20 protein-coding genes and 1 other RNA gene are annotated in these 23,159 nt (G+C 60.2%); 16 read left to right on the forward strand and 5 right to left on the reverse strand.

What is annotated here, in order from left to right; genetic code table 11:
- Window positions 1-116 precede the first annotated feature (116 nt).
- From tig to ACK3CV_RS05630, 8 genes are all read left to right on the forward strand, one after another.
- Window positions 117-1,421: a trigger factor gene (gene tig, locus ACK3CV_RS05595; RefSeq protein WP_164141171.1), complete on the forward strand. Its 1,305-nt coding sequence runs from the start codon at window positions 117-119 to the stop codon at window positions 1,419-1,421.
- A gap of 438 nt (window positions 1,422-1,859) precedes the next feature.
- The gene (gene clpP, locus ACK3CV_RS05600; protein ID WP_016928858.1) at window positions 1,860-2,483 is read left to right on the forward strand and encodes an ATP-dependent Clp endopeptidase proteolytic subunit ClpP; all 624 of its coding nucleotides are present in this window, start codon (window positions 1,860-1,862) and stop codon (window positions 2,481-2,483) included.
- 143 nt (window positions 2,484-2,626) lie between these two features.
- On the forward strand, window positions 2,627-3,898 hold the full coding sequence (gene clpX, locus ACK3CV_RS05605) for an ATP-dependent protease ATP-binding subunit ClpX (protein ID WP_004940354.1): 1,272 nt from the start codon (window positions 2,627-2,629) through the stop codon (window positions 3,896-3,898).
- Window positions 3,899-4,092: 194 nt separating this feature from the next.
- Window positions 4,093-6,447: an endopeptidase La gene (gene lon, locus ACK3CV_RS05610; RefSeq protein ID WP_033637315.1), complete on the forward strand. Its 2,355-nt coding sequence runs from the start codon at window positions 4,093-4,095 to the stop codon at window positions 6,445-6,447.
- Between the two features lie 216 nt (window positions 6,448-6,663).
- Window positions 6,664-6,936 (forward strand): nucleoid-associated protein HU-beta, encoded by a 273-nt coding sequence (hupB, locus tag ACK3CV_RS05615; protein WP_004940351.1) that lies wholly within the window; start codon window positions 6,664-6,666, stop codon window positions 6,934-6,936.
- A 178-nt stretch (window positions 6,937-7,114) separates the two neighbouring features.
- Window positions 7,115-8,998 carry a peptidylprolyl isomerase gene (gene ppiD / locus ACK3CV_RS05620; protein ID WP_033637316.1) on the forward strand — a complete coding sequence of 628 codons (1,884 nt, stop codon included), beginning with the start codon at window positions 7,115-7,117 and terminating at the stop codon, window positions 8,996-8,998.
- Between the two features lie 138 nt (window positions 8,999-9,136).
- Window positions 9,137-9,517: a ComEA family DNA-binding protein gene (locus ACK3CV_RS05625; protein WP_033637317.1), complete on the forward strand. Its 381-nt coding sequence runs from the start codon at window positions 9,137-9,139 to the stop codon at window positions 9,515-9,517.
- Between the two features lie 154 nt (window positions 9,518-9,671).
- Complete coding sequence (locus ACK3CV_RS05630) at window positions 9,672-10,085, forward strand: acyl-CoA thioesterase (RefSeq protein WP_033637318.1); 414 nt, start codon at window positions 9,672-9,674, stop codon at window positions 10,083-10,085.
- Window positions 10,086-10,127: 42 nt separating this feature from the next.
- Here ACK3CV_RS05630 and queC read toward each other — a convergent pair whose 3' ends face one another.
- On the reverse strand, window positions 10,128-10,826 hold the full coding sequence (queC, locus tag ACK3CV_RS05635) for a 7-cyano-7-deazaguanine synthase QueC (protein WP_004940343.1): 699 nt from the start codon (window positions 10,824-10,826) through the stop codon (window positions 10,128-10,130).
- Window positions 10,827-10,940: 114 nt separating this feature from the next.
- Window positions 10,941-12,656 carry an SgrR family transcriptional regulator gene (locus ACK3CV_RS05640; RefSeq protein ID WP_164141169.1) on the reverse strand — a complete coding sequence of 572 codons (1,716 nt, stop codon included), beginning with the start codon at window positions 12,654-12,656 and terminating at the stop codon, window positions 10,941-10,943.
- A 104-nt stretch (window positions 12,657-12,760) separates the two neighbouring features.
- On the opposite strand from ACK3CV_RS05640, the gene cof reads away from it, so the two are divergent.
- Window positions 12,761-13,585: an HMP-PP phosphatase gene (cof, locus tag ACK3CV_RS05645; protein ID WP_033637320.1), complete on the forward strand. Its 825-nt coding sequence runs from the start codon at window positions 12,761-12,763 to the stop codon at window positions 13,583-13,585.
- A 60-nt stretch (window positions 13,586-13,645) separates the two neighbouring features.
- Here cof and ACK3CV_RS05650 read toward each other — a convergent pair whose 3' ends face one another.
- Entirely contained in the window at window positions 13,646-14,686 is a 1,041-nt protein-coding gene (locus ACK3CV_RS05650) for a PLP-dependent cysteine synthase family protein (protein ID WP_015376851.1), read from the reverse strand.
- Window positions 14,687-14,808: 122 nt separating this feature from the next.
- Between ACK3CV_RS05650 and ACK3CV_RS05655 the strand changes: the two genes are divergently transcribed.
- The 5 genes from ACK3CV_RS05655 to amtB all read left to right on the forward strand — a co-directional run bounded on the left by ACK3CV_RS05655 (window position 14,809) and on the right by amtB (window position 20,850).
- Window positions 14,809-15,270, forward strand: a complete 462-nt coding sequence (locus tag ACK3CV_RS05655) for an Lrp/AsnC family transcriptional regulator (protein WP_004940330.1) — start codon at window positions 14,809-14,811, stop codon at window positions 15,268-15,270.
- Window positions 15,271-15,362: 92 nt separating this feature from the next.
- Complete coding sequence (smdA, locus tag ACK3CV_RS05660) at window positions 15,363-17,138, forward strand: multidrug efflux ABC transporter permease/ATP-binding subunit SmdA (protein WP_038876191.1); 1,776 nt, start codon at window positions 15,363-15,365, stop codon at window positions 17,136-17,138.
- Window positions 17,131-18,909: a multidrug efflux ABC transporter permease/ATP-binding subunit SmdB gene (gene smdB, locus ACK3CV_RS05665; RefSeq protein ID WP_004940328.1), complete on the forward strand. Its 1,779-nt coding sequence runs from the start codon at window positions 17,131-17,133 to the stop codon at window positions 18,907-18,909. Before smdA ends, smdB begins: the two co-directional genes overlap by 8 nt.
- Window positions 18,910-19,188: 279 nt before the next feature.
- Window positions 19,189-19,527, forward strand: coding sequence for a P-II family nitrogen regulator (gene glnK / locus ACK3CV_RS05670; RefSeq protein ID WP_004940327.1), 339 nt, complete (start codon window positions 19,189-19,191; stop codon window positions 19,525-19,527).
- Between the two features lie 36 nt (window positions 19,528-19,563).
- Window positions 19,564-20,850, forward strand: coding sequence for an ammonium transporter AmtB (gene amtB / locus ACK3CV_RS05675; RefSeq protein ID WP_033633994.1), 1,287 nt, complete (start codon window positions 19,564-19,566; stop codon window positions 20,848-20,850).
- A gap of 90 nt (window positions 20,851-20,940) precedes the next feature.
- Here the strand turns inward: amtB and tesB are convergent, their stop codons facing one another.
- Window positions 20,941-21,804, reverse strand: coding sequence for an acyl-CoA thioesterase II (gene tesB / locus ACK3CV_RS05680; RefSeq protein WP_004940320.1), 864 nt, complete (start codon window positions 21,802-21,804; stop codon window positions 20,941-20,943).
- 231 nt (window positions 21,805-22,035) lie between these two features.
- On the opposite strand from tesB, the gene ACK3CV_RS05685 reads away from it, so the two are divergent.
- The gene (locus tag ACK3CV_RS05685; protein ID WP_016928846.1) at window positions 22,036-22,527 is read left to right on the forward strand and encodes a YbaY family lipoprotein; all 492 of its coding nucleotides are present in this window, start codon (window positions 22,036-22,038) and stop codon (window positions 22,525-22,527) included.
- A 64-nt stretch (window positions 22,528-22,591) separates the two neighbouring features.
- Here ACK3CV_RS05685 and ACK3CV_RS05690 read toward each other — a convergent pair whose 3' ends face one another.
- Window positions 22,592-22,906 (reverse strand): MGMT family protein, encoded by a 315-nt coding sequence (locus tag ACK3CV_RS05690; RefSeq protein WP_033647296.1) that lies wholly within the window; start codon window positions 22,904-22,906, stop codon window positions 22,592-22,594.
- A 156-nt stretch (window positions 22,907-23,062) separates the two neighbouring features.
- Between ACK3CV_RS05690 and ffs the strand changes: the two genes are divergently transcribed.
- Window positions 23,063-23,159: signal recognition particle sRNA small type (gene ffs, locus ACK3CV_RS05695), an RNA gene on the forward strand.

Consider the following 23,159-nt stretch of genomic DNA (forward strand, 5'->3'; position numbering starts at 1 on the left):
TTTTCCGGAATGGTTTCGGGACGCTTCTGTCATCAGGGAACTCGGTTCTTATTTGTAGCCGTCCTGGTTCTTGGAACGGAGTTGACCGAGCACTGTGATTTTTTTGAGGTAACAAGATGCAAGTTTCAGTAGAAACCACTCAAGGCCTTGGGCGCCGTCTCTCTATTACTGTACCGGCTGATACTATCAAGCAGGCGGTGAAGAAAGAGCTGATCAACGCAGCGAAAAGCGTGCGTATCGACGGCTTCCGCAAAGGCAAAGTGCCGATGAACATCGTGGAACAGCGTTACGGCGCCTCTGTTCGTCAGGACGTGCTGGGCGAAGCGATGCAGCGCAGCTTCGTTGACGCGATCATCAAAGAAAAGATTAATCCGGCCGGCGCACCAAACTACGTGCCGGGCGAGTACAAAGAAGGTGAAGACTTCACTTTCGCCGTTGAATTCGAAGTGTATCCAGAAGTTGAGCTGAAAGGCCTGGAAAACATCGAAGTTGAAAAACCTGTGGTTGAAGTGAACGACGAAGACGTCGACGCGATGCTGGATACCCTGCGCAAGCAGCAGGCGACCTGGAAAGAAACCGATCGCGCAGCGGAAGCTGAAGATCGCGTGACCGTTGACTTCACCGGTTCTATCGACGGTGAAGAGTTCGAAGGCGGCAAAGCGTCCGACTTCGTACTGGCAATGGGCCAGGGTCGCATGATCCCAGGCTTCGAAGAAGGCCTGGTCGGTCACAAAGCGAGCGAAGAGTTCTCCATCGACGTGAACTTCCCGGAAGATTACCACGCGGAAAACCTGAAGGGCAAAGCGGCCAAATTCGCTATCGTGCTGAAGAAAGTTGAAGAGCGCGAACTGCCGGAGCTGACCGAAGAGTTCATCAAGCGTTTCGGCGTGGCGGACGGTTCCGTTGCCGGCCTGCGCACCGAAGTTCGCAAGAACATGGAGCGCGAGCTGAAAGGCGCCGTGCGTAACCGCATCAAGTCTCAGGCGATCGACGGCCTGGTGAGCGCGAACGAAATCGACGTGCCAGCTGCCCTGATCGATGGCGAAATCGACGTACTGCGTCGTCAGGCTGCACAGCGTTTCGGCGGCAACGAGAAGCAAGCGCTGGAACTGCCACGCGAGCTGTTCGAAGAGCAAGCGAAACGCCGCGTAGTGGTTGGCCTGCTGCTGGGCGAAGTGATCAGCACCAACGACCTGAAAGCTGACGAAGACCGCGTGAAGACGCTGATCGAAGAAATGGCTTCTGCCTACGAAGATCCGAGCGAAGTCATCGAGTTCTACAGCAAAAACAAAGAGCTGATGAACAATATGCGCAACGTGGCTCTGGAAGAGCAAGCGGTTGAAGCCCTGCTGGCAAAAGCGAAAGTGACTGAAAAAGCCACTACCTTCAGCGAGCTGATGAACCAGACTCAACAGGCGTAATGCCGGCGTGCCGGGCGCCATGAACGGCGCCCCCGGTTTCGCCTGGCGAACCGACGCACGATGAAAAAGCCCGCAACCTCAGGTTGCGGGCTTTTCTTTTTGCCACGTTGCTGATTAATCTCAGGTTAAGCGGGGCAATATGCACTATATTTACCCTGTTGCCTGGGGAACTGGCTGGCATGATAACGGTCAGATTAACGGCATCGTTTTCGGCGCGCGGAGAAAATCGGCCTCTGGGCTTGAAATCGCGCCGGGATCCCCCAATCTGTAAAGAATAATTCTGGGGCTGTTTGCCAAAGTGCGCGGGATGAAATAACCGTCGGGTACGTGCGGCGCGGGTCGAATGCTTGAGCATAGTCATCATGGCCGTTCTCAAGTAGAATCGGCGTATTAGGGTGACACCCTGGCCGCCAAGGCAATTTCTATTAGGAGACGGTAATGTCATACAGTGGCGAACGAGATCAATTTGCACCGAACATGGCGCTGGTGCCGATGGTGGTAGAGCAGACTTCACGCGGGGAGCGTTCTTACGACATCTATTCCCGCCTGCTGAAAGAGCGCATCATTTTCCTGACCGGCCAGGTGGAAGATCACATGGCCAACCTGATCGTGGCGCAAATGCTGTTCCTCGAAGCGGAAAGCCCGGAAAAAGACATTTTCCTCTACATCAACTCGCCGGGCGGGGTGATCACTGCGGGCATGTCGATTTACGACACCATGAAGTTCATCAAGCCGGACGTCAGCACCATCTGTATGGGGCAGGCGTGCTCGATGGGCTCCTTCCTGCTGACCGCGGGCGCCAAAGGCAAACGTTTCTGCCTGCCGAACTCGCGCGTGATGATTCACCAGCCGCTGGGCGGCTACCAGGGCCAGGCGACGGACATCGAAATCCACGCGCGCGAAATCCTCAAGGTGAAAGCGCGCATGAACGAACTGATGGCGGAACATACCGGCCAGCCGCTGGAGCAGATCGAGCGCGACACCGAGCGCGATCGCTTTATGACCGCGGAAGAAGCCGTGGAATACGGCCTGGTTGACGGCATTCTGACACACCGCAGCTAGAACCACGCGGCGCCGATGGACTATAGTAATCAGAGTGGGCAGGGGCTCGCTCTGCTGTGGCCACTCGGCGTTCCCGATATGAGTTTGGGCGCACTGCCGCCGTGATTTTCCTGCGGGACAAGACTAAAGAAGAGGTTTGACTGATGACAGATAAGCGCAAAGACGGTTCAGGAAAGCTGCTGTACTGCTCTTTTTGCGGCAAAAGCCAGCATGAAGTGCGTAAGCTGATTGCCGGGCCGTCAGTGTATATCTGCGATGAATGTGTCGATCTGTGTAACGACATTATTCGCGAAGAGATTAAAGAAGTTGCCCCGCATCGTGAGCGCAGTGCGCTGCCGACGCCGCACGAGATCCGCCACCACCTGGATGACTACGTCATCGGCCAGGAGCAGGCGAAGAAAGTGCTGGCGGTTGCGGTGTACAACCACTACAAACGCCTGCGCAACGGCGATACCAGCAACGGTATCGAGTTGGGCAAGAGCAACATCTTGCTGATCGGCCCGACCGGCAGCGGCAAAACCCTGCTGGCGGAAACGCTGGCGCGCTTCCTGGACGTGCCGTTCACCATGGCCGACGCCACCACGCTGACCGAAGCCGGTTACGTGGGCGAGGACGTGGAAAATATTATCCAGAAGCTGTTGCAAAAATGTGACTATGACGTGCAGAAAGCGCAGCGCGGCATCGTTTATATCGATGAAATCGATAAGATTTCCCGCAAGTCCGACAACCCGTCGATCACGCGTGACGTCTCCGGTGAGGGTGTGCAGCAGGCGCTGCTGAAGCTGATTGAAGGCACCATCGCCGCGGTTCCGCCGCAGGGTGGGCGCAAGCATCCGCAACAGGAGTTCCTGCAGGTCGATACCTCCAAGATCCTGTTTATCTGCGGCGGCGCATTCGCCGGCCTGGATAAGGTGATCGGCCAGCGCGTCAACACCGGCTCCGGCATCGGCTTCGGCGCGACCGTCAAGGGCGAGTCCGAGAAGGCGACCGAAGGCGAACTGCTGCTGCAGGCCGAACCGGAAGATTTGATCAAGTTCGGCCTGATCCCTGAGTTCATCGGCCGTCTGCCGGTGGTGGCGACCCTGAGCGAGCTGAGCGAAGACGCGCTGATTCAGATCCTGAAAGAGCCGAAGAACGCCCTGACCAAGCAGTATCAGGCGCTGTTCAACCTGGAAGGCGTGGAGCTGGAGTTCCGCGACGAAGCGTTGAACGCCATCGCCAAGAAAGCCATGGCGCGCAAAACCGGCGCTCGCGGCCTGCGCTCCATCGTGGAAGGCGCGCTGCTCGACACCATGTACGATCTGCCGTCGATGGACAGCGTAGACAAAGTGGTGATCGACGAGTCGGTCATCGCCGGCCAATCCAAACCGCTGCTGATTTACGGCAAGCCGGAAGCTCAGGCGTCTGGCGAATAATTAGCCAGTCAAACCAGGGCGTTATCAGCAAAATGGGGGATTTTATCCCCCATTTCTTTTTCCTGCATTCTTGCCGTTGAATGTAAGAGATTCATCCCCATATACTCGTTAACCAGATTTTATGAAACGTTAGATGCTTGCGTCTCATGAGATTCCCCCTCAACCTGGCGGAAATTAAACTAAGAGAGAGCTCTATGAACCCTGAGCGTTCCGAACGCATTGAAATCCCCGTTCTGCCATTGCGCGACGTGGTGGTTTATCCGCACATGGTGATCCCGTTATTTGTTGGCCGGGAAAAATCGATTCGGTGCCTCGAAGCCGCAATGGATCACGATAAGAAGATCATGCTGGTGGCACAGAAAGAGGCCTCAACGGATGAACCTGGCATTAATGACTTGTTCTCGGTTGGCACCGTAGCGTCGATCCTGCAGATGCTGAAGCTGCCGGACGGCACGGTAAAAGTGCTGGTCGAGGGGCTGCAGCGCGCGCGCATCACCACGCTGTCCGACAGCGGTGAGCATTTCGCCGCGCAGGCGGAATACCTTGAGTCGCCGGCGATCGACGAGCGCGAGCAGGAAGTGCTGGTGCGCACCGCGATCAATCAGTTTGAAGGCTATATCAAGCTGAACAAAAAAATCCCGCCGGAGGTGCTGACTTCACTGAACAGCATCGACGACGCCGCGCGCCTGGCGGACACCATCGCCGCCCACATGCCGCTGAAACTCAGCGACAAGCAGTCAGTGCTCGAGATGTCCGACATCACCGAGCGCCTGGAATACCTGATGGCGATGATGGAATCGGAGATCGACCTGCTGCAGGTCGAGAAACGCATCCGCAACCGCGTCAAGAAGCAGATGGAGAAGAGCCAGCGCGAGTACTATCTGAATGAGCAGATGAAGGCGATTCAGAAAGAACTGGGCGAGATGGACGACGCGCCGGACGAGCACGAAGCGCTGAAGCGCAAGATCGATGCGGCGAAAATGCCGAAAGAGGCGCGCGAGAAAACCGAAGCGGAACTGCAAAAGCTGAAGATGATGTCGCCGATGTCGGCGGAAGCGACCGTGGTGCGCGGCTACATCGACTGGATGCTGCAGGTGCCGTGGAATGCGCGCAGCAAGGTGAAAAAAGACCTGAACAAGGCGCAGGAAGTGCTCGATACCGATCACTACGGCCTGGAGCGCGTCAAGGATCGCATTCTCGAGTACCTCGCGGTGCAGAGCCGCGTCAGCAAAATCAAGGGGCCGATCCTGTGTCTGGTGGGGCCGCCGGGCGTGGGTAAAACCTCGCTGGGGCAGTCGATCGCCAAAGCGACCGGCCGCCAGTACGTGCGCATGGCGCTGGGCGGCGTGCGTGACGAAGCGGAAATCCGCGGCCACCGCCGTACCTACATCGGTTCGATGCCGGGCAAACTGATCCAGAAGATGGCCAAGGTTGGGGTGAAGAACCCGCTGTTCCTGTTGGATGAGATCGACAAGATGTCTTCCGACATGCGCGGCGATCCGGCCTCCGCTCTGCTGGAGGTGCTGGATCCGGAACAGAACGTGGCGTTCAACGACCACTACCTGGAAGTGGATTACGATCTGTCCGACGTGATGTTCGTTGCCACCTCGAACTCGATGAACATTCCTGCGCCGCTGCTGGACCGTATGGAAGTGATCCGCCTGTCGGGTTACACCGAGGACGAGAAGCTCAACATCGCCAAGCAGCACCTGCTGCCGAAGCAGCTTGAGCGCAACGCGCTGAAAAAAGGCGAGCTGACGGTCGACGACAGCGCCATCATCGGCATCATTCGCTTCTACACCCGCGAAGCCGGGGTGCGCAGCCTGGAGCGTGAAATCTCCAAACTGTGCCGTAAAGCGGTGAAAACGCTGCTGATGGACAAGAAGCTCAAGCATCTCGAGATCAACGGCGACAACCTGAAGGATTACCTGGGCGTGCAGCGCGTCGATTACGGCCGTGCGGATACCGAAAACCGCGTGGGCGAAGTCACCGGGCTGGCGTGGACGGAAGTGGGCGGCGATCTGCTGACCATCGAAACCGCCTGCGTGCCGGGCAAAGGCAAGCTGACCTACACCGGTTCCCTGGGCGAAGTGATGCAGGAATCGATTCAGGCGGCGCTGACCGTGGTGCGCGCGCGCGCGGAGAAATTGGGCATCAACGCCGATTTCTACGAGAAACGCGACATCCACGTGCACGTGCCGGAAGGGGCGACGCCGAAAGACGGCCCGAGCGCCGGTATCGCGATGTGCACCGCGCTGGTCTCCTGCCTGACCGGCAACCCGGTACGCGCCGATGTGGCGATGACCGGGGAGATCACGCTGCGCGGCCAGGTGTTGCCGATCGGTGGCCTGAAAGAGAAGCTGTTGGCGGCGCATCGCGGCGGCATCAAAACCGTGCTGATCCCTTACGAGAACAAGCGCGATCTGGAAGAGATTCCGGACAATGTTATCGCCGATCTGGAGATTCATCCGGTGCAGCGAATCGATGAAGTTTTGAACATTGCGTTGCAAAACCCGGCCTTCGGCGCACTGCCGGTAGCGGCAAAATAGTGACGAATCGCAAAAACCATTGATAAAACTTATACTGGCAAGCCATTTCGGACTTGCCAGTATTTTTTTGTACCGCTAAGTTAGATCTCTGTCGGCCCACGTTTTGCCACCCAGTCGGTGGCTTGCCAAGGTTCGATGGGATTGATATAACAGCTGCGCTGTCGCAACCGTAGGGATTTTTCGGTGCGACGATAGAATTCTAGAGGGGATGATAGAGTGAATAAGTCACAACTGATCGACAAGATTGCCGCAGGTGCTGATATTTCCAAAGCGGCAGCGGGACGTGCTTTAGACGCAGTAATCGCTTCCGTTACCGACTCTCTGAAAGCAGGGGATGACGTGGCTCTGGTAGGTTTCGGTTCCTTCACCGTGCGTGAACGTTCGGCTCGTACCGGCCGCAACCCGCAGACCGGTAAAGAGATCAAAATCGCGGCAGCCAAAGTACCGGCCTTCCGTGCAGGGAAAGCGCTGAAAGACGCTGTAAACTGATTTAGCGTCTAACCGTTTAGCGTAACAGGGTTTTGTAATAAACAATCACCTGACGCAGCGGTGCTGGTAAGGTAAGATACAAGGCGCATCGGACTGATGCGCTTTTTTTATTTTTGTCGCAGGGAACGCGCCTGCACAAGGGTTGTTAATCCACATCACAGCGGAGTGTTGTCACACTATGATGGACAATTTACGCGCGGCTGCTAATCACGTCGTGCTCAAAATCATCCTGGCCCTGATCATCCTGTCATTCGTTCTGACCGGGGTGGGTAACTACCTGATCGGCGGCTCCGGCGATTATGCTGCGAAAGTAAATGGTCAGACGATCGAGCGCGCTCAGCTGGAACAGGCTTTCCAAAGCGAGCGTAGCCGCATGCAGCAGCAGCTGGGTGACCAGTTCTCCGCGCTGGCCGGCAACGAAGGCTATATGCAGCAGATGCGCCGTCAGGTGTTGTCCCAGTTGATCGACAACATGCTGCTCGACCAGTACGCCAAGAAGCTGGGCCTGGCGGTCAGCGACGATCAGATCAAGGACGCCATCCGCAAGGCGCCTTACTTCCAGACCAACGGCCAGTTCGATAACGCCAAATACCTCGACCTGATCGGCCGCATGGGCTATACCGCCGACAACTTCGCGCAGTCGATGCGCCAGCAGTTGGTCAATCAGCAGGTGATCCAGGCCTTCGGCGATTCCGGCTTCGTGCTGCCGTCTGAATCGCAAGCCATGGCGGCGTTGGTGCTGCAGGAGCGCGACGTGCGCCTGGCGACCATCGATTTGAAAGCGCTGCAGGCGAAACAGAGCGCCGGCGACGACGAACTGAAGGCGTATTACGATCAGAACAAGAACAGCTTCATCGCACCTGAGCAGGTGAAGGTGAGCTATATCCCGCTGGACGCTGCGTCCATGCAGGACAAGGTGAAAGTGAGCGAAGAAGACATCAGCGCTTACTACGACCAGCACAAGAGCAGCTACGGCCAGCCGGAGCGTAAAAACTACAGCGTGATCCAGCTGAAAACCGAGGCGGAAGCCAACGCGGCGCTGGACGAGCTGAAGAAGGGCGCCGATTTCGCCACGCTGGCGAAAGAGAAATCCACCGATATCATCTCACGCCGCACCGGCGGCGAGCTGGGTTGGCTGGAGCCGGAAACCACCGCCGACGAGCTGAAGCAGGCTAACCTGACCGAGAAAGGGCAGCTGTCCGGCGTGGTGAAGTCTTCCGTCGGCTACCTGATCGTGCGTTTGAACGATATCGAACCTGAGAAAGTGAAGCCGCTGAGCGAAGTGCATGACGCCATCGCCAAGCAGGTGCAGCAGGAGAAAGCGGTAGACGCGTATTACGCGCTGCAGCAAAAGGTGAGCGAAGCGGCGACCAGCGACAACGAATCTCTGGCCTCGGCTGAAGAAGCGGCCGGCGTGAAAGCGGCGCAAAGCGACTGGTTCACCCGTGACAACATTCCTGCCGCGCTGAACTTCAAGCCGGTCGTGCAGGCGATCTTCGACGGCTCGCTGATCGGCGAGAACGGCGCGCCGGGCAGCAACTCCGACGTGATCACCGTAGACGGCGACCGCGCCTTCGTGGTGCGCGTGAGCGGCCACAAGCCGGAAGGCATCGAACCGTTCGACCAGGTGAAAGACCGCGTGGCGGAACTGGTGAAGCGCAACAAGGCGCTGCAGGCAGCGAAGCTGCAGGGCGAGAAGCTGCTGGTTGAGCTGAAGCAGGGCAAGGGCGACGAGGCGATGAAAGCCGCCGGCCTGAGCTTTGGCGCCGTGCAGAAGATGGCGCGCGCGCCGGAAGACAGCCAGCTGGTAGAGAGCGTGTTCGCGCTGCCGCACCCGCAGGACGGTAAACCGGTATACGGCATGTCGCAGGATCGTCAGGACAACGTGGTGCTGATCGCGCTCGATGCGGTGAAGCCAGGCACGTTGCCGGAAGACGAAATGAAAACCTTCGTCGGCAAAATGGAAGAGGGCGCGACCGGCGTCTCCTTCGATTCGCTGCTGGCGAGCCTGCGTAAAGAAGCCGAGATCAAAATGGGCGCCGCTGAGCAACAGCCTCAGTAATCGCCGCATTTTTCTGCAACGCAGTGCAACAAACAAAGGCCGCTTTCGCGGCCTTTTCCACATCTGATATCCGCCGATTGCTGAATATCCGCCGCCGCGGCAAGGTAGCCGTGCTGTCACACACAAGGAGGATACAGCATGCAACATTCAGAGAAAAAAGCGTTTTTCGGTTACCGTCGTCACGTTAACGCCGCGCTGACCGCGCTGTTGTTATGCCTGGCTGGGCCGGCCGCCGCGGTGAATAAAGCCGAGGCGCCGGCCCCCATGCTCTCAGCACCGGGGAGCAATGGCGGGCAATCGGTGATGACCAAGACAGCTGAAGAAACGGCGGTCAGCATCAATCAGGCTACCGCCGAACAGCTGGCCGCCGCCTTGAGCGGCGTCGGCCTGAAGAAGGCGGAAGGCATCGTGCGCTACCGCGAGCAGAATGGGCCATTCACCCAGGTTGAGCAGTTGCAGGAGGTGCCGGGCATCGGGCCGGCGCTGTTTGAGAAGAACCGCGCCCGGCTGAAAATGTGATCCCGGTCGCGGCTGCGTGGCAAAATGCCGCTGAGGCCGAAACTCCTCTGCTACATTTTACAGGTCTTACCAGTTTGGCGCGTTGACCAAACGGGCGAGGGAGCCAGCGCGGCTCCCTCTTTCTGTAATCACCAGGCAGGAGCGATCGTTCCCTATGCAAACCTTTATCAAAGTTCGCGGTTATCATCTTGATGTTTACCAGCACGTTAACAATGCTCGCTATCTGGAGTTTCTGGAAGAGGCGCGTTGGGAGTGGCTGGAGAACGAGGCCGGGTTCCGCTGGATGACGGAAAACAACATCGCTTTCATCGTGGTGAACATCAATATCAATTACCGCAGCCCGGCGGTATTGGGGGATAAGCTGCGTATCGACAGCCAGATGGTGCAGCTCAACGGCAAGAGCGGCGTGCTGAGCCAAAAGGTGACGCAGGATCCGGCGGGGACGCCGGTGGCCGACGCGCTGCTGACTTTCGTGTGCGTCGATCTGAAAACGCAGCGTGCGCTGCCGCTCGAGGGGGAGCTGCGTGCGCATCTGGAGGCGCTTGTGCCGCAGGAAAACTCACGGTAAACGGGGGGAGAACGGGCGGCAGAAGCTGCCGCCGTCACTGCCTCAGGCCAGACCGGCCTTTTGTTTCAACGCCGCCATCACTTCCGCCTGATTGGCGCGATACTGCGTCAGGCCATTGGCGCGCAGGTTGCAGGCGGCGCACTCGCCGCAGCCGTCACCCTTGATGCCGTTGTAGCAGGTCAGCGTATCCTGGCGCACGCGATCCAGCTGGTGGTAATAGTCCGCCAGCGCCCAGGTCTCGGCCTTGTTCAGCCACATCAGCGGCGTTTCGAAGCGGATATCGCGGGCGATGCCCAGCGTCACCGCCTTGTTCAACGCTTTAACGAATTCGTCGCGGCAATCGGGGTAGCCGGAGAAATCGGTTTCACACACGCCGGTGATCACCGCTTCCGCTTCCACCTGGTAGGCGTAGATCGCCGCCAGCGTCAGGAACAGGATGTTGCGGCCCGGCACGAAGGTGCTCGGCAGCGCATTTTTCTGATTGGGGTCGTAGGCGGGAACCGGGATATTGTCGCGCGTCAGGCTGCTGACGGCCAGCTCGTTGAGCAGCGTTACGTCCAGCACCTTGTGCGCCTTGGCGCCGAGGGCCACCGACAGCTCCTGAGCCACTTCAATCTCGGCGCGATGGCGCTGGCCGTAATCGAACGTGACGCAGTGAACTTCGTCATACTGTTGCAATGCCTGGATCAAGCAGGTCGTGGAGTCTTGTCCACCGCTGAAAACGACAACCGCGCGCTTCATAAAATCACCTTTTTGGGCTTTGGCCTCTCCCGATACACATTCGGGCGGCAGGATAAAATTGCGTTGCGGCGACAATAGTAGCAGAAAGGGCCGCCAGGCGCAGGGCGGTTCGGCTCAGGCCGGGGCGTCGTCCACCGGCGGCGGCAGCCACGCCTGGCAAAAATCGAACCAGCCGTGGGCGGTCAGCGTGACGCCATGCATGCGCGGCGGCGCGCTGATCTGATACTGGTAGTGAAACAGCGGCGTGATGATGGCGGCGGCCATCAGCCGTTGATAATAAGCCTGCAGTTGTGCGAAGCGCGGTTGCTGCGCCTGCAACTGCTGGATCTGCCGCAGCGTCTCCTGTTGCTGTTGCCAGCGGCTTTCCGTCAGGATGCCGCGCCACAGCGTATCCTGCCGCAGCCAGCTCTCCAGCGTCGCCTCGGGCGCTTCGCCGATCAGGTTGTCCGCCAGCAGCAGGTCGGCCTGGGCGATCTGTTCCTCGCTTTGCCAGCGCTTGCCGGCGTAGTAGCGCACTTCCAGCTCGCAGCCGTGCTGCGCGAGCAGCCGCTGTAGCGCGGCCGTCACCGTTTCCAGCTCGACCGGCGGCCGATACAGCAGCGTCAGCCGGGCGGGCAGGGCGACCTCCTCTTCGACCTGTTGGCGGGGGATGCGCCAGCCGGGCAGCATTTCATGGCTGGGGGTGATCACGCTGTTGGGGATCGGCAGATGGCTCAGCAGGCCGGATTGCTGGATCAGCATCAGCAGTTTTTGCCCCTGGGCTTCGCTCAGCACGCCGTGGCGCAGGTTCAGCGCCAAATAACACCAGCCCAGGCTCATGCTGCGCTGCACCGGCCGGGCCTGCGCCAAATCGTCTTGTTGACCGATGGTGATGCGCACCGGATGCTGGCAGCTGGTGTAGGGGGCGGCGGTGGGCAGATCGGGGGTGATCCAGTATTCGATGGTGTCCAGATACGGATGCTGCAGGTGGTAACCGGCGTGCTGTTCCAGCCGCACCAGCTGCGGTTCATTCAGCGTCAGCTTGAACGGGCCGGCGCCGATGGCCGGCAGCTCCGGGTGGGTCATCAGGCAAGGTAGCTCCGCCAGCCGGTGGGCCAGCCAGTAATCCGGCAGATGCAGATCGAACTGAACGCACAGCGGATGCGGCAGGCTGATGCGCGCGACGTTGGCCAGGCTCGGTTGGCTGCGCGGGTGGTGTTGCAGTTTTTCCAGCGTTTGCAGCAGCTGGTGGCCGGTCAACGGTTCGCCGTTGTGCCAGCGCAGCTGGCTGCGCAGAAAGAAGCGCCAGCGCAGGCCGCGATCGCTAATCTGCCAATGGTGCGCCAGATCGGGCTGCGGTTCCGGGTTACCGGTCATCAGGCGCGTCAGTCCGGCGTGCAGGGTCGACACCAGGTGTTGCTCGGCGCGGCCGGTCAGCGTGAGCGGGTCGAGCGTTTCCAGCGTGCGGTAATAGGGAATGCGCAGCGTCGGGCTGCCGGCCTGCCATTGCCCGCCGAGGTGCGGGCTGAGCAGATCCTGCAGGTGCTGCGGATCGAGCTGCGCCATCTCCAGCGCCCCCTGATGGTTGCCCTGTTGCAGCAGCTGTTGCAACAGCTGCGCGCGCAGTTCATCCGGGGTTTTCAGGCAATGCAGGCGGGCGCGTTTGCCGCGGCCGGGCTGCGAATGCCAGCTCAGCCAGCCCTGATCCTGCAGCTGTTGCACCAGCGTGCGGGCGTGCCGCTCGCTGCAGTAGAACATCGCCGCCAGCTCGCCGATGGTCACGGCGACCGGCGCGCTGCCGAGCTGATGGTACAGGCGTTGATATTGGCTGAGGCGATGAACCAGGCGCATGGGCAGAAATCCGGAACGGTTTTTTCAAATTGTTCACTATTACTTCCGCAAATACCATTCCATACTGCACGGATTGTAATCGCGTTCACATTCAAGAGGTCTTTATGTATCGCCTGGCAGCTTTCGATATGGACGGCACGCTGTTGATGCCGGATCACCGGGTTGGCCCGGAAACGCTGGCGGTGCTGAACCAGCTGGTGAAACGGGAGATGGTGGTGACGTTCGCCACCGGGCGGCACTACCTCGACGCGCAGCCGATCATGGCGCAGCTGGGGCTGCAGGGCTACCTGATCACCGGCAACGGCACGCGGGTGTATGACAACCGCGGCCAACAGCTGCACGCTACCGATCTGCCGGCGGCGGTCGCCGAAGAGGTGCTGCATCATCATTGGCGCACCAGCGCCAGCATGCACGTGTTCCGCGACGAAGGCTGGCTGACCGAGTTTCCCGTGCCGGAAGAGATGCTGCGGGCGCACCACCTGAGCGGCTTTCGTTTTCAGCTGGCCGACGTGCGCCGCCTGCCGGCGTTCGGCAACAGCAAGGTGTGCTTTGTCGCGCCGCACGAGGAGCTGCTGGCGTTGCAGGTGCAGCTGCGGGCGCAGCTGGGTGACGAGGCAGACCTGTGCTTTTCCGCCTACGATTGCCTGGAGGTGCTGCCGCTCGGTTGCAATAAGGGCACGGCGCTGGACCGGCTGAGCCGCCATCTGGGGCTGACGATGGCCGACTGCATGGCGTTCGGCGACGCGATGAACGACAAAGAGATGCTGGGGGCGGTGGGGCACGGCGTGGTGATGGGCAACGCCCTGCCGCAGCTGAAATCCCTGCTGCCGCAGCTACCGGTTATCGGCCATTGCCAACAGCAGGCGGTGGCCCACTATTTACAACATTGGCTGCGTTCACCTTGCCTCACCTATTCCCCCGAAGAATGAGGTTCTCCTTACAGCCGGCCGGGTATGACTACCCGGCTTTTTTTTATCCGCAGCCTGGCGTTACAAATCCGCCAGCTGCGCCAGATACGGCTGCAGATCGCCGATGTTGTTGCTGACCCATTCCGGGTTGTAATAGGTATCCAGATAACGCTCGCCGCTGTCGCACAGCAGGGTGACGATCGACCCTTGCTCGCCGTTTTCGCGCATCTGTTTCGCCAGCTGCAGCGCACCCCAGACGTTGGTGCCGGTGGAAGCGCCAACCTTGCGGCCGAGCACGCCTTCCAGCCAGTGAATGGTAGCGACGCTGGCGGCATCCGGCACCCGCAGCATGTTGTCGACCACCGACGGGATGAACGACGGCTCGGCGCGCGGGCGGCCGATGCCTTCGATGCGGCTGCCGCAGCTGCCGATCAGCGTGCGATCGCCGTGGTGGAAGCAGTCATAGAACACCGAATTTTCCGGATCGACCACCGTCAATTGCGTATCGTGCCCCTGATAGCGGATGTAGCGCCCCAGCGTGGCGGAGGTGCCGCCGGTGCCGGCGCTCATCACGATGTGTTTCGGCACCGGGAAGGGTTCGCGCGCCATCTGGCGGAAGATGCTGTCGGCGATGTTGTTGTTGCCGCGCCAGTCGGTGGCGCGCTCGGCGTAGGTGAACTGATCCATATAGTGGCCGTTCAGCTCTTTCGCCAGCTGTTCGGAGGCGGCGTAGATCTGGGCGGCGTGATCGACGAAGTGACAGCGGCCGCCGTAAAAGGCGATCTGTTCCACCTTGCGGCGCGCGGTGCAGGACGGCATCACCGCGATGAACGGCAGGCCGATCAGACGGGCGAAGTAGGCTTCGGACACCGCGGTGCTGCCCGAAGAGGCCTCAATGATGGTGGTGTTTTCGGTGATCCAGCCGTTGCACAGGCCATAAAGGAACAGCGAGCGCGCCAGACGGTGTTTCAGGCTACCGGTCGGGTGGGTGCTCTCATCTTTCAGATACAGGCAGATGCCGGGAAACGCCGGCAGGTTCAGGCGAATCAGGTGCGTATCGGCGGAGCGCTGAAAATCCGCTTCTATTTCACCGATAGCATATTTTACCCAAGAGTTTGTCATGATTTGGCCTCAGAATAGGGGGCTGGTTTATGGCGTAGCATAGCCTGTCGGCAGGAAAAAAGGATTGCCATTTTCCCTGTTTAATCGCCTAATGGGAGAAAATTTTTCTCCTGGTGGCCGCTATGTTAGATAAAACAGACCGTAAGCTGCTGTGCATGCTGCAGCAAGACTGCACCCAGTCGCTGCAGGCGCTGGCCGATGCGGTCAATTTGACCTCGACGCCGTGCTGGAAACGCCTGAAGCGCCTGGAAGACGAGGGCTATATCCGCGGCCGGGTGGCGCTGCTGGATAACGAAAAGCTCGGCCTGGGGCTGACGGCGTTCGTGCTGATCAAGACCCAGCAGCACAGCAGCGAGTGGTATCAGGCGTTTGTACAGTTGACCAGCCAGATGCCCGAGGTGCTGGCGTTCTACCGCATGGCGGGGGAGTACGATTACCTGATGCAGGTCGAAGTGGCGGACATGAAAAGCTACGACGGCTTTTATAAGCGCCTGGTGAACGGCGTGCCGGGCCTCATCGACGTCACCTCGAGCTTTGCCATGGAAAAAATCAAATACACCACTGCATTGCCGGTGCCGGAGTGAAAAGTTCACCGGACGGGCGGCTCAACGGTGGTATCCTGCTCCGCTGAAGCAGAAAAAGAGACAAATCCCATAAAATCCTGGAATCAAACTGCGTGAGATTATTTGCTCAAATCGGCTGGTACTTCCGCCGGGAGTGGCGCCGCTACCTCGGGGCGGTGGTGCTGCTGATCGTCATCGCCATCCTGCAACTGTTGCCGCCTAAGCTGGTCGGCATCATCGTGGACGGCGTCACCGAAAAACAAATGTCTACCGGCGTGCTGATGGCCTGGCTCGGGCTGATGATCGGCACCGCGATCGTCGTTTACCTGCTGCGCTATGTGTGGCGGGTATTGCTGTTCGGCGCGTCCTACCAACTGGCGGTCGAGCTGCGCGAGAACTTTTACCGCCAACTCAGCCGGCAAAACCCGGCGTTCTACCTGCGCCACCGCACCGGCGATCTGATGGCGCGCGCCACCAACGACGTGGACCGCGTGGTGTTCGCCGCCGGCGAAGGCGTGCTGACGCTGGTGGATTCGCTGGTGATGGGGTTGGTGGTGCTGGTGGTGATGAGCACCCAAATCAGCTGGCAGCTGACGGTGCTGGCGTTGATCCCGATGCCGCTGATGGCGATCGCCATCAAATATTACGGCGACCAGCTGCACCAGCGCTTTAAATCGGCGCAGGCGGCGTTTTCCAGCCTGAACGATCAGGCGCAGGAAAGCATGACCAGCATCCGCATGATCAAGGCCTTTGGGCTGGAAGATCACCAATCCAACCGCTTTGCCGAAGTCGCGGCGCAGACCGGCGCCAAGAACATGCACGTGGCGCGGGTGGATGCGCGCTTCGATCCGACCATTTATATCGCCATCGGCGCCTCTAACCTGCTGGCCATCGGCGGCGGCAGCTGGATGGTGGTGAACGGTTCGTTGACGCTCGGGCAGCTGACCAGCTTTGTGATGTACCTCGGCCTGATGATCTGGCCAATGCTGGCGCTGGCCTGGATGTTCAACATCGTCGAGCGCGGCAGCGCGGCCTACAGCCGCATCCGCAGCCTGCTCGACGAGGCGCCGGCGGTGCAGGACGGCCCGCAGGCGCTGCCGGCCGGGCGCGGCGTGCTGGACGTGGATATCCGCGCGTTCCACTACCCGGAAAACCCGCACCCGGCGCTGCATGATGTGGCGCTGACGCTGAAACCAGGGCAAATGCTGGGGCTGTGCGGGCCGACCGGGGCCGGCAAATCGACGCTGCTGTCGCTGATCCAGCGCCAGTTCGACGTCGATCAAGGGCAGATCCGCTATCACGGCCTGCCGTTGCCGCAGGTCAAACTCGACGACTGGCGTTCGCGGCTGTCGGTGGTGAGCCAAACGCCGTTCCTGTTCTCCGATACCGTGGCGAACAACATCGCACTGGGCCATCCGGGGGCGACGCAGGCGCAGATCGAACAGGCGGCGCGGTTGGCCAGCGTCCATGAGGACATTCTGCGGCTGCCGCAGGGCTATGACACCGAGGTGGGCGAACGCGGCGTGATGCTGTCGGGCGGGCAGAAACAGCGCATCTCCATCGCGCGCGCGCTGCTGCTGGATGCGGAGATCCTGATCCTCGACGATGCGCTATCGGCGGTGGATGGCCGTACCGAACACCAGATCCTGCACAACCTGCGTAGCTGGGGGCAAGATCGCACGGTGATCATCAGCGCGCACCGGCTGTCGGCATTAACCGAGGCCAGCGAAATCCTGGTGATGCAGCACGGCGGCGTGGCGCAGCGTGGCGATCCGGCGGCGCTGGCGGCGCAGCCGGGCTGGTATCGCGATATGTACCGCTATCAGCAGCTGGAAGCGGCGCTGGACGAAGCGCCGGAAAACGGCGAGGAGGCGTTGGCCGATGAATAAAGTGCAAAAGCTGTGGCCGACGCTGAAGCGCCTGCTGGCCTACGGTTCGCCGTACCGCAAACCGTTGGGGGTGGCGGTGCTGATGCTGTGGGTGGCGGCGGCGGCGGAAGTCGCCGGGCCGATCCTGGTGAGCTATTTTATCGATAATTACGTCGCCAAAGGGCAACTGCCGCTGATGATCGTCGGCGGGCTGGCGGCGGCCTACATTCTGCTGGAGCTGCTGGCGGCGGCGCTGCATTACTTCCAGGCGCTGCTGTTCAACCAGGCGGCGGTAGGCGTGGTGCAGCGGCTGCGCACCGACGTGATGGACGCCGCGCTGCGCCAGCCGCTCAGCGCCTTCGACACGCAACCGGTCGGGCAATTGATCTCGCGCGTCACCAACGACACCGAAGTGATCAAGGACCTGTACGTGATGGTGGTCTCCACGGTGCTGAAAAGCGCCGCGCTGATCGGCGCCATGCTGGTGGCGATGTTCAGCCTCGACTGGCGCATGGCGCTGGTGGCTATCTGCATCTTCCCGGCGGTGTTCGTGGTGATGGGCATCTATCAATATTACAGCACGCCGATTGTGCGCCGGGTGCGCAGTTATCTGGCGGACATCAACGACGGTTTCAACGAAGTGATCAACGGCATGGGCGTGATCCAGCAATTCCGCCAGCAGGTGCGCTTCGGCGAGCGCATGAGCGCCGCCAGCCAATCGCACTATCTCGCGCGCATGCAGACGCTGCGGCTCGACGGTTTTCTGCTGCGGCCGCTGCTCAGCCTGTTTTCGGCGCTGGTGCTGTGCGGTTTGCTGATGTTGTTCGGCTTCAGCGGTGAAGGCGTGATTGGCGTCGGCGTACTCTATGCCTTCATCAACTACCTGGGGCGTTTGAACGAACCGTTGATCGAACTGACGTCACAACAGTCGATCCTGCAGCAGGCAGTGGTGGCCGGCGAACGCATTTTCGAACTGATGGATCGCAGCCAGCAGAGTTACGGTACCGACGATAGTCCGTTGGCCGGCGGCCGCATCGACATCACCGATCTGAGCTTCGCTTACCGCGCGGACAAAAAGGTGCTGCAGCATATTTCGCTGTCGGTGCCGTCGCGCGGCTTCGTGGCGCTGGTCGGGCACACCGGCAGCGGCAAGAGCACCTTGGCCAACCTGCTGATGGGCTATTACCCGGTCAGCGAGGGAGAAGTGCGTCTCGATGGCCGCCCGATCTCCAGCTTGTCGCACCGCACGCTGCGCCAGGGCGTGGCGATGGTGCAGCAGGATCCGGTGGTGATCGCCGATTCGGTGCTGGCCAACGTCACGTTGGGGCGCAATATCGAGGAAGACGCCGTTTGGCGAGCGCTGGAAACGGTGCAGCTGGCGGATCTGGTGCGTGGCTTCCCGCAGGGTATTCACACCCGACTGGGGGAGCAGGGCAATAACCTGTCGGTTGGGCAGAAACAGCTGCTGGCGATGGCGCGGGTATTGGTGCAGGCGCCGCAGATCCTGATCCTCGACGAGGCGACCGCCAACATTGACTCGGGCACCGAACAGGCTATCCAGCGCGCGCTGCGTGCGATCCGCGAGCACACCACGCTGGTGGTGATCGCTCACCGCCTCTCGACGATTGTCGATGCCGATTCCATTCTGGTGCTGCATCGCGGCCAGGCGGTGGAGCAGGGCAACCATCAACAGCTGCTGGCGCAGCAGGGGCGCTACTACCAGATGTATCAGCTGCAGCTGGCGGGCGAGCAGTTGGCGGAAGCGGTGCGCGAGGAGAGCCAACCCGCCTGATCCCACGGGCCGCGATCGCGGCCCTTATTTTTCCCAACGCACCACAAGCAGGCAACTCCGCCAGGCTACGCCCCCTTTCTGCACTTTTTCGACGCGACACGCACCAAATCAGTGCGCATTATTTAACCCATTCAAGGTATCGGTACTGCGCCGCGCCGCGGCGGCGCCCGCGTGTCTGCTAATCCGCTGAATCGCCATGCAAAATAAAATTTGGCACAGCCCTTGCTACATATGACGCGTACCAGGGGTGAGTTTGGGCTTAATTCGTGGAGGGGCAATATGAAGCTGGTGACCGTGGTAATCAAACCGTTCAAGCTGGAGGACGTGCGCGAGGCCTTGTCCTCCGTGGGTATTCAGGGGTTGACCGTAACCGAAGTGAAGGGCTTTGGCCGCCAGAAGGGGCACGCCGAGCTGTATCGCGGCGCCGAATATAACGTCAATTTCCTGCCCAAGGTCAAAATCGATATCGCCATCGCCGACGATCAGTTGGATGAAGTGGTTGATGTGATTAGCAAAGCCGCCTACACAGGCAAAATCGGCGACGGCAAAATTTTCGTTGCCGAGTTGCAACGTGTGATCCGCATTCGCACCGGCGAAACCGACGAATCGGCACTGTAACCGCGAACTCAGTTAAGTGATGGGGATGGATTGATAATGAAAAGACTGTTATCCATGTTGGGCCTGAGTTCGGTAACCCTGGTTCCTTCTTTGGCACTGGCCGCCCCGGCGGTCGCCGATAAGGCCGACAACGCCTTTATGATGATCTGCACCGCGTTGGTGCTGTTCATGACGCTGCCCGGCATCGCGCTGTTTTACGGCGGCCTGCTGCGCGGCAAAAACGTGCTGTCGATGCTGACGCAGGTCACCGTCACCTTCGCGCTGGTCTGCGTGCTGTGGGTGTTGTATGGCTATAGCCTGGCGTTCAGCGAGGGCAATGCGGTGTTCGGCGGATTCCAGACGGCGATGCTGAAAGGCATCGGCATCGACAGCGTCACCGGCAGCATCAGCCAGATGATCCACGTCGCCTTCCAGGCCTCCTTCGCCTGTATCACCGTGGCGCTGGTGGTGGGTGGCTTCGCCGAACGCATTCGCTTCTCGGCGGTGCTGATCTTCGCGATCCTCTGGTTCACGCTGTCTTATCTACCGATCGCGCACATGGTGTGGGGCGGCGGTTACCTGGCCGCCGACGGCGCCTTGGACTTCGCCGGCGGCACCGTGGTGCACATCAACGCCGCCAGCGCCGGGTTGATCGGCGCCTACCTGATTGGCAAACGCGCCGGCTTCGGTAAAGAGGCCTTCAAACCGCACAACCTGCCGATGGTGTTTACCGGGGCGTCCATCCTGTATATCGGCTGGTTCGGCTTCAATGCCGGTTCCGCCAGCGCGGCCAACGGCATTGCGGCTCTGGCATTCCTCAACACCGTGGTTGCCACTGCGGGCGCCATTCTCTCCTGGACCTTCGCCGAGTGGGTGCTGCGCGGCAAGCCTTCATTGCTGGGCGCCTGCTCCGGCATGATCGCCGGGCTGGTAGCAGTGACGCCGGCGGCGGGCACCGTGGGCGTGGGCGGGGCGTTGATCATCGGCCTGGTGGGCGGCGTCGCCGGCCTGTGGGGCGTCGTAACGCTGAAAAAATGGCTGAAAGTGGACGACACCTGCGACGTATTCGGCGTGCACGGGGTGTGCGGCATCGTCGGCTGCCTGCTGACCGGCGTGTTCACCGCCTCTTCACTGGGCGGCACCGGCTACGCCGAAGGCGTGACGATGGGCCACCAGGTCTGGATCCAGCTGGTGAGCGTGCTGATCACGCTGGTGTGGTCGAGCGTCGCCGCTTTTATCGCCTTCAAGATCGCGGGCGCCATGGTGGGGCTGAGAGTGCCGGAAGAGCAGGAGCGCGAGGGGCTGGATGTCAACAGCCACGGCGAAAGCGCCTACAACCAATAAGACTCGAAGCAGGGCAGTGCGCTAAAGACTAAAATAATGATGAAGCCAAAAGGGGCGATGGAAACATCGCCCCTTTCTTTATATTACGGATCAGGCGTCGCGCTGGCGAATCACCCCTTCCTGCACGGTGGTGGCGACCAGTACGCCGTCGCGGGTGTAGATCTGGCCGCGCACAAAGCCCCGTGCGCCGGAAGCGGAGGAGCTCTCCACCGCGTACAGCAGCCAGTCATCCATGCGGAACGGACGGTGGAACCACATCGAGTGGTCAATGGTGGCCACCTGCATGCCCGGCTCGAGGAAGCCGACGCCGTGCGGCTGCAGCGCCGTCGGCAGGAAGTTAAAGTCCGACGCGTAGCCCAGCAGATATTGGTGGATGCGTTGATCGTCCGGCATGCTGCCGTTGGCGCGGAACCACACGTAGCGATGCGGTTCTTCCACGCTGCCTTTCAGCGGGTTGTGGAATTTCACCGGGCGCATTTCGATCGGCTTCTGGCCGATAAATTTTTCGCGCACTTTTTCCGGCAGCATATGCGCCAGTTTCTGGGCGATCTCCGACTCGGACAGCAGCCCTTCCGGCGGCGGTACGTCCGGCATCAGGTTCTGATGCTCGAAACCCGCTTCCGGGCTCTGGAAGGAAGCGGTCATATAGAAGATAGGTTTGCCGTGCTGGATGGCGCTGACGCGGCGCGCGCTGAAACTGTTGCCGTCGCGCAGGGTTTCCACGTCGTAAACGATAGGCTTGCTGCTGTCGCCCGGGCGCAGGAAGTAACTGTGGAACGAGTGCACGCTGCGTTCGTCCGGCACCGTCTGTTTGGCGGCGTACAGCGCCTGGCCGACCACCTGCCCGCCGAACACCTGGCGCAGCCCCAGATCTTCACTCTGGCCGCGGAACAGCCCTTCTTCGATTTTCTCCAGATCCAGCAGATCGAGGAGGTTTTGCAATGCCTGGCTCATAAAGTTATTACCTTTCTAATAATCATTTTGCGCAGTGTGCGGAATATCACGGCGCGGCGTCAACATTTTGCGTTAAAGGGCCGATGAGAATGCTCTTAATCGTGGACGCCTTGGGTTGTTTAAGTGATTAATAGGCGGGGTAAAGTGGATTTATCAGTGTTTTGTGCTAGGTTTAATAGGTGAGGTGGTGAAAGCCACCAACATGTTGATAATAAAAAAGGAGACCGATCCATGAAACTCTGGCAAATCGTAGGCGGTGCCGCGGCACTGACGATCACGCTGGCGGGATGCGCGCAAAAGAGTGCTGATGTGCCTACCCAGGCGGCCGGTAACCCGGCGGCTGCGCAAACGCAGATTCAGGGCCCGGCGGTGACAGGTTCGGTTAATATACGTCAGCGCATTGCGCTGCCGCCGGACGCCGTACTGACGGTCACCCTCTCTGACGCCTCGCTGGCGGATGCACCGTCTAAAGTGATTGCACAGCGCGCGGTACGTACTGAAGGGCAGCAGGCGCCATTCAGCTTTACGCTGCCGTACAACCCGTCCGACATCCAACCGAATGCGCGTATCATTCTGAGCGCGGCGGTGACGGTCAACGGGCGACTGATGTTTATTACCGACACCATCCAGGAAGTGGTTAACCGCAACGGCACCCGTGCCGATCTGCTGCTGGTTCCGGTTCAGGGTGTGCCGATTCAGGCTGCGCCAACCGCCATGCAGTAAGCTTACTGCGGTACAGCAAGATGAAATCAGCAGCCTTTGCGCTTCGGCCAAAGGCTGTTTTGTTTTACCAGCGCCAGCCGTAGCGATCGAAATCGACCGTGCTGTGCGGGCCGAAAATAATCCCCTCCGCCAGCAATGCCTGCCGTTGCCGTTGAAAATCCTCCCCCTGCTGCGAGATCTGTCCGTGCCGGTTGATCACCCGGTGCCAGGGCAGCGTGCTGCCTTCCGGCAAACGCCGCAGCACGCCCCCGACCTGACGCGCGGCGCGCGGCGAGCCGGCCAGCCGGGCGACTTCGCCGTAGGTGGTGACTTTGCCGAACGGGATGGCGGCCACGATATGGAAAACCCGCTGGCTGAAAGAGGCGTCTTCTGGTTGCATATTGCTGTTCCTGCGTGACTCAAAACCCAGGCGAAGAGTGTGCCACAGCGCAGGTGGGTAAGAAAACAGCGGTTAACCCCGGTTGGCTTGCTATTTGATGGGGCATCGCCGATAATGCCCACCGCTTCGGAGTACAGAAGCCGTCAATGGGGGCCCTGTTGGTTCTCCCGCAACACTAACTTGTGAACTCGGTCAGGTCCGGAAGGAAGCAGCCGCAGCAGGTGACGTGTGTGCCGGGATGTAGCTGGCAGGG

The organism is Serratia sp. TSO36 (genome assembly GCF_057808395.1).